Origin of the sequence: Adlercreutzia sp. ZJ473 (assembly GCF_013185065.1) — a bacterium.
In the GTDB taxonomy this organism is placed as follows: Bacteria; Actinomycetota; Coriobacteriia; order Coriobacteriales; family Eggerthellaceae; genus CAAEEV01.
Map to the genome: position 1 here is coordinate 1 of NZ_JAAVTO010000091.1, position 5,094 is coordinate 5,094.

Genomic DNA, 5,094 nt, shown 5'->3' on the forward strand with positions numbered 1-5,094 from the left:
GGGCCCGCGCCCGAGCCGCCCGCGGAGCGCGCCGGCCCCTCGTCGTCGCCGTCAGACGCGCCGCCGCCGGGCGCGCCGCCGAAAGGCGACCCCCCGAAAGGCGACCCTCCCACGCCGTCTGTGTTCATGCCCGACTGCTTCAACGCCTCGAGCAAGGCCTCTAATCCGGATGTCTGCTTCACGGCATCCCCTTCTCCCATCGTGTTTCAGCTTGTCCGACCAGTATACGCGAACGCGCCCGCCCCCTTGCCGGGGACGGGCGCGTTATTCGCCCTTTTGGAAGAAACTACGCCAAGCTGCGCAGCACGAACTGCAGGATGCCGCCGCCCTCGTAGTAGCGGCCCTCCGTCGGCGTGTCGACGCGCACGACGGCGTCGAACTCGACGCACGAGCCGTCCGCGCGCTGGGCGCGCACGCCCGCCACGCGCGGGCTGGGCAGCCCCGCGGAGAAGTCGATCGGCGCCACCGTGTAGCGCTCGGTGCCGTCAAGCCCCAGGCTCTCGGCGCCCTCGCCCTCCTTGAACTGCAGCGGGAGGATGCCCATGCCGATCAGGTTGGAGCGATGGATGCGCTCGAAGCTCTCGGCGATCACGGCGCGCACGCCGAGCAGCGCCGGGCCCTTCGCCGCCCAGTCGCGCGACGACCCGCTGCCGTACATCTTGCCCGCGACCACCACGAGCGGCACGTCGCAGTCGGCGTAGCGCTCGGACACGTCGAAGATGCGGTCCACCTCATGGCGCAGCACGTCGAGCGTCCAGCCGCCGCGGCGGCCTTCCGCCAGCTTGTTCTCCAGCTTCACGTTGCCGAAGGTGCCGCGCATCATCACCTCGTGGTTGCCGCGGCGGCTCCCGTAGGTGTTGAAGTCAGCCTCGGCCACGCCGCGCGCGCGCAGGTAGCGCGCCGCCGGCGAGTCGGACGCGATGGCGCCCGCCGGGGAGATGTGGTCGGTGGTGATGAAGTCGCCGAAGTACCCGATGGCAGCCGCGTCCTCGACCGCCGCCGGGGCGGTCACCTCGCGCGTCATGCCGTCGAAGTACGGCGGGCGACGCACGTAGGTGGACTCCTCGTCCCACGTGAAGACGTCGCTCGGCTGCGCGCCGAGGGCCTGCCAGGCGTCATCGCCCTCGTACAGGCCCGCCGCGCCCTCGGCGTACAGGTCGGCCGTCACGTAGGTGCGCACCAGCTCGGCGAGCTCGTCTGCGTCAGGCTCGATGTCGCGCAGGTAGACCGGCTGGCCCTGCGCGTTGCAGCCGAGGGGCTCGTCGGCCAGGTCGATGTCCATCGTGCCCGCGAGCGCGTAGGCCACCACGTTCGCCGGCGCGGTCAGGTAGTTCTGCGACACGTCAGGCGAGATGCGCCCCTCGAAGTTGCGGTTGCCCGACAGCACGCTCGCCAGCTCGATCTCGTCGGCGACGGCGTGCATGGCCGGCATGAGCGGCCCGGAGTTGCCGATGCAGCTCATGCAGCCGAAGCCGCAGGTGTAGAAGCCGAGCGCCTCGAGCGAGGGGAGGAGCCCCGCGCGCGCGAGCAGAAGCTCGGTGGCGTGGCTGCCCGGGGCCAGGATGGTCTTCACCCACGGGCGCGTGGAGAGCCCCGCGCGCACCGCGTTGCGCGCGATCAGGCCGCATGCCAGCATCATGGCGGGGTCGGTCGCCGTCGTGCAGCTCGTCACCGCCGCGATCGCGAGCGTGCCGTGCGTGAACGCGTAGGTCTCGCCGCCGATCTCGACCTCCACGTGCTCGTCGCCCAGCCCGCGCTTCTCGCAGATCTCGCGGAAGCGCAGGCCCGCCGCGTCGCGCGCGATGCGGTCATGCGGGCGCGAGGGCCCGGCCACCGACGGCAGCACGCACGAGAGGTCGAGCTCGAGCACGTCGGCGTACGCGCGCGGCGCGGCGTCGGGGTCGTTCCACAGCCCCTGCGCCTTCGCGTACGCCTCCACGAGCGCCACCTGCTCGTCAGAGCGCCCCGTCAGGCGCAAGAAGTCGAGCGTGTTGCCGTCAACCGGGAACAGCGTGCAGGTGCAGCCGTACTCGGGCGTCATGTTGGAGATGCAGGCGCGCTGCGTAGCCGAGAGCTCCGCCACGCCCGGCCCGAAGCACTCGACGAAGCAGCCCACCACGCCGCGGGCGCGCAGCATGGAGGCGAACGTGAGCGACACGTCCATGGCCGACACGCCCGGCGCCAGCTTGCCGGTGAGCTTCACGCCGATGCACTGCGGCACAAGCGTGGTGATGGGCTGGCCGAGCGCCGCGGCCTCGGCCTCGATGCCGCCCACGCCCCAGCCCAGAACGCCGATGCCATTCGCCGTGGGCGTATGCGAGTCGGTGCCCACGAGCGTGTCGAAGTACACGAGCGGCGTGCCGTCGGCGCCCGTCTCGCCGGAAGGCGAGGTCATGCACACGTGGGCGAACTGCTCGATGTTGAGCTGGTGGCAGATGCCGCGTCCCGGCGGCACGATGCGCACGTTCTCGAACGACGCCTGCGCCCACTTGAGGAAGTCGTAGCGCTCCGCGTTGCGCTCGAACTCGAGGCGCATGTTCTCGTCCATGCAGCCCGCGCACCCCGCCGCGTCGGCGATGACCGAGTGGTCGATCACCAGATCGCACGGGATCTGCGGGTTGATCTTGCGCGCGTCGCCGCCGAGCTCGACGCACGCCTCGCGCATCACCGCGAAGTCGACGAACACCGGCACGCCCGTGAAGTCCTGGAACAGCACGCGCGCCGGGGAGAACTCGACCTCCTCGCCCGTGCGCCCCGCCACGCCCGCGCTCACGATGCGCTGCGCCAGCTCGCGCGCCTGCGCCTCGTCGCTCGCGTTGCGCAGCACGTTCTCCAGAAGGACCGTCAGCGCGAAGGGGAGCTTCTCGTGCCCCTCGACGCTCGACACGGGCACGTAGGTGTAGCGCGCCTCGCCTGCGGCGAGCGACGCCTGAAACGTCTCGTTCATCCCGCGCCCCCTACTCGGCCTCGAGCGCGGCGACGAGCGCGTCGGTGAACTCGGTGCAGCTTGCCGCGATGGCACCCGACCCCGTCGCGCGGCGGATGTCGGCCGTCAGGTGCTCCCCGCGCGCGTACACGCCGCGCACCGCGCGGCGGATGCGCTCCGCCGCCTCGAGCTCGCCGAGGTGGTCGAGCATCATGGCCGCCGAGAGGATCTCCGCCGTCGGGTTGGCGAGGTTCTTGCCCGCGATGTCAGGCGCCGAGCCGTGGACCGCCTCGAACACCGCGCAGTCCCTGCCGATGTTCGCACCCGGGGCGATGCCCAAGCCGCCCACCAGGCCCGCTGCCAAGTCGCTCGCGATGTCGCCGTAGAGGTTGGGGAACACGATCACGTCGAACTGGGAGGGGTCCATCACCAGGCTCATGCAGAACGCGTCGATGATCTTGTCGTCGAAGGCGACCTTGCCCTCGTAGCGCTTGGCCACCCCGCGCGCCTCGCGCAGGAACAGCCCGTCGGAGTGCTTCATGATGTTGGCCTTGTGCGCCGCCGTCACCTTCTTGCGCCCGTGCTTCAACGCGTACTCGAACGCGTACTCCACGATGTTGCGCGTCGCCGTGACGGAGATGGGCTTGATGGAGATGCCGGAATCGGGGCGGATCGACCCCGCGCCGCTCTTCTCCACGAAGTCGATGAGCTTGCACGCGCCCTCCGAACCTTCCTCGAACTCGATGCCCGCATAGAGGTCCTCCGAGTTCTCGCGCACGATCACGAGGTCGACGTCCTCGTATCGTCCTCCCGCACCGGGAATGGACAGCACGGGGCGCAGGCAGACGTACAAGTCGAGCGTCTTGCGCAGCGCCACGTTCACGCTGCGGAAGCCCGTGCCCACCGGCGTGGTGATGGGGCCCTTGATGGCGACCTTGTTCCGCTCGACCGCCTCGATCGTGCTCTCCGGCAGGGGCGTCCCATGCTCCTCCATGCACGCCGCGCCCGCAGGGGCGAGCTCCCACTCGATGTCCGCGCCGCTCGCCGCGACGACCCGCTGCATGGCGGCTGACGTCTCCAAGCCGATGCCGTCACCGGGAATGAGGGTCACTATATGCCGAGTCATTACCACTCTCCTTCAATATCATGCTCATTTCAGCGAAACATGCCAGCCTCGACGAAGTCGGGGCAGCGAAGCCGACGCGCGTCACGCGCCAGCGCGTCAAAAGGATGACTAACGGGAAACGTTCTCGATGATCTGGGCCGCGCGCTTCTTGAGCGAGCCCTTGCTGTTCGCGGCGTCGAACTTCATGCGCGCCGCGAGCGACTCTTTCACCGACGGCGAGAGCTTGCCGTTCGAGAAGTCGATCACGGCAAGCAGCATGTCTTGGAACTCCAAGTCGCCGTGGTAGCACTGGATGGCCTCGTCGATGAGGGGCCACGTCTTCTCCGAGCGGTTCTCGGTGGTGGCGCCCAGCCTGCACAGAAAGCGCATGGCCGCGAGGCGCAGAGGGCCGCTGTCCTCGTCGAAGAGCGCCGTCTCGGCGCCGACGAGCGCCTTGTCGCACGTGCGCGACTCGTACGGCACGAGCTCAGTCAGCGCATCGAGGACCTCCCAGCGCGTCTGGGCCTCGGGTCGGTTGAGCGCGTCGACGAGCGCGTTCGCATGGGGAACGAGGAGCTCCGCCTTCGCCTTGCCGATCAGCGAGATGACCTGGGCGGCCTGCTGCCGCTCCCTTCGCGACCCGCTCGAGAGAACCTCGACGAGGCCCTCCACCTTCTTCTCATATTCGGCGATCTCGTCAGCCGATAAGGTCGTGCCCTGCGCTTTTCCACTCAATGTGCTCGTCCCTCTCTGTCCTGCGTGCGATAGATATGTCCGCAAACATTATACGTGCCGTTCAGAAGCGCAACGGGAGGGCACGAAGAATTAACACCGCCGCAACCGACAAGCGGCGCCCCGGGCGCCGGAGCGCCGGGAGGGCAGGGATACGCGGGAGGGAAGGAAGCCCGGGCGCAAGAGAGCCCCGCAGCCAAAAAAAAGGGGCCCGAAGGCCCCCAGACGTCAAGAAAGCACCCCTCATGAGCGGAACTCCCTGGCCTCCCGCAGCCTGGCGCTGCAGTACTCTCGGCGACGCGGGGCTTAACTTCCGAGTTCGGAATGGGAT

At 69.2% G+C, this 5,094-nt stretch carries 4 protein-coding genes; all 4 read right to left on the reverse strand.

Annotation, left to right across the window (positions count from 1 at the left end):
* Positions 1-182 (reverse strand): hypothetical protein (locus HRL41_RS11510; RefSeq protein WP_371808847.1); only part of this gene is annotated, 182 nt, incomplete at its 3' end.
* Positions 183-286: 104 nt separating this feature from the next.
* Positions 287-2,947: an aconitate hydratase AcnA gene (gene acnA, locus HRL41_RS11515; RefSeq protein WP_172137144.1), complete on the reverse strand. Its 2,661-nt coding sequence runs from the start codon at positions 2,945-2,947 to the stop codon at positions 287-289.
* 10 nt (positions 2,948-2,957) lie between these two features.
* Positions 2,958-4,052 carry an isocitrate/isopropylmalate dehydrogenase family protein gene (locus tag HRL41_RS11520; RefSeq protein WP_172137145.1) on the reverse strand — a complete coding sequence of 365 codons (1,095 nt, stop codon included), beginning with the start codon at positions 4,050-4,052 and terminating at the stop codon, positions 2,958-2,960.
* A gap of 108 nt (positions 4,053-4,160) precedes the next feature.
* Positions 4,161-4,766 carry a HEAT repeat domain-containing protein gene (locus HRL41_RS11525; RefSeq protein ID WP_216662677.1) on the reverse strand — a complete coding sequence of 202 codons (606 nt, stop codon included), beginning with the start codon at positions 4,764-4,766 and terminating at the stop codon, positions 4,161-4,163.
* Positions 4,767-5,094 lie beyond the last annotated feature (328 nt).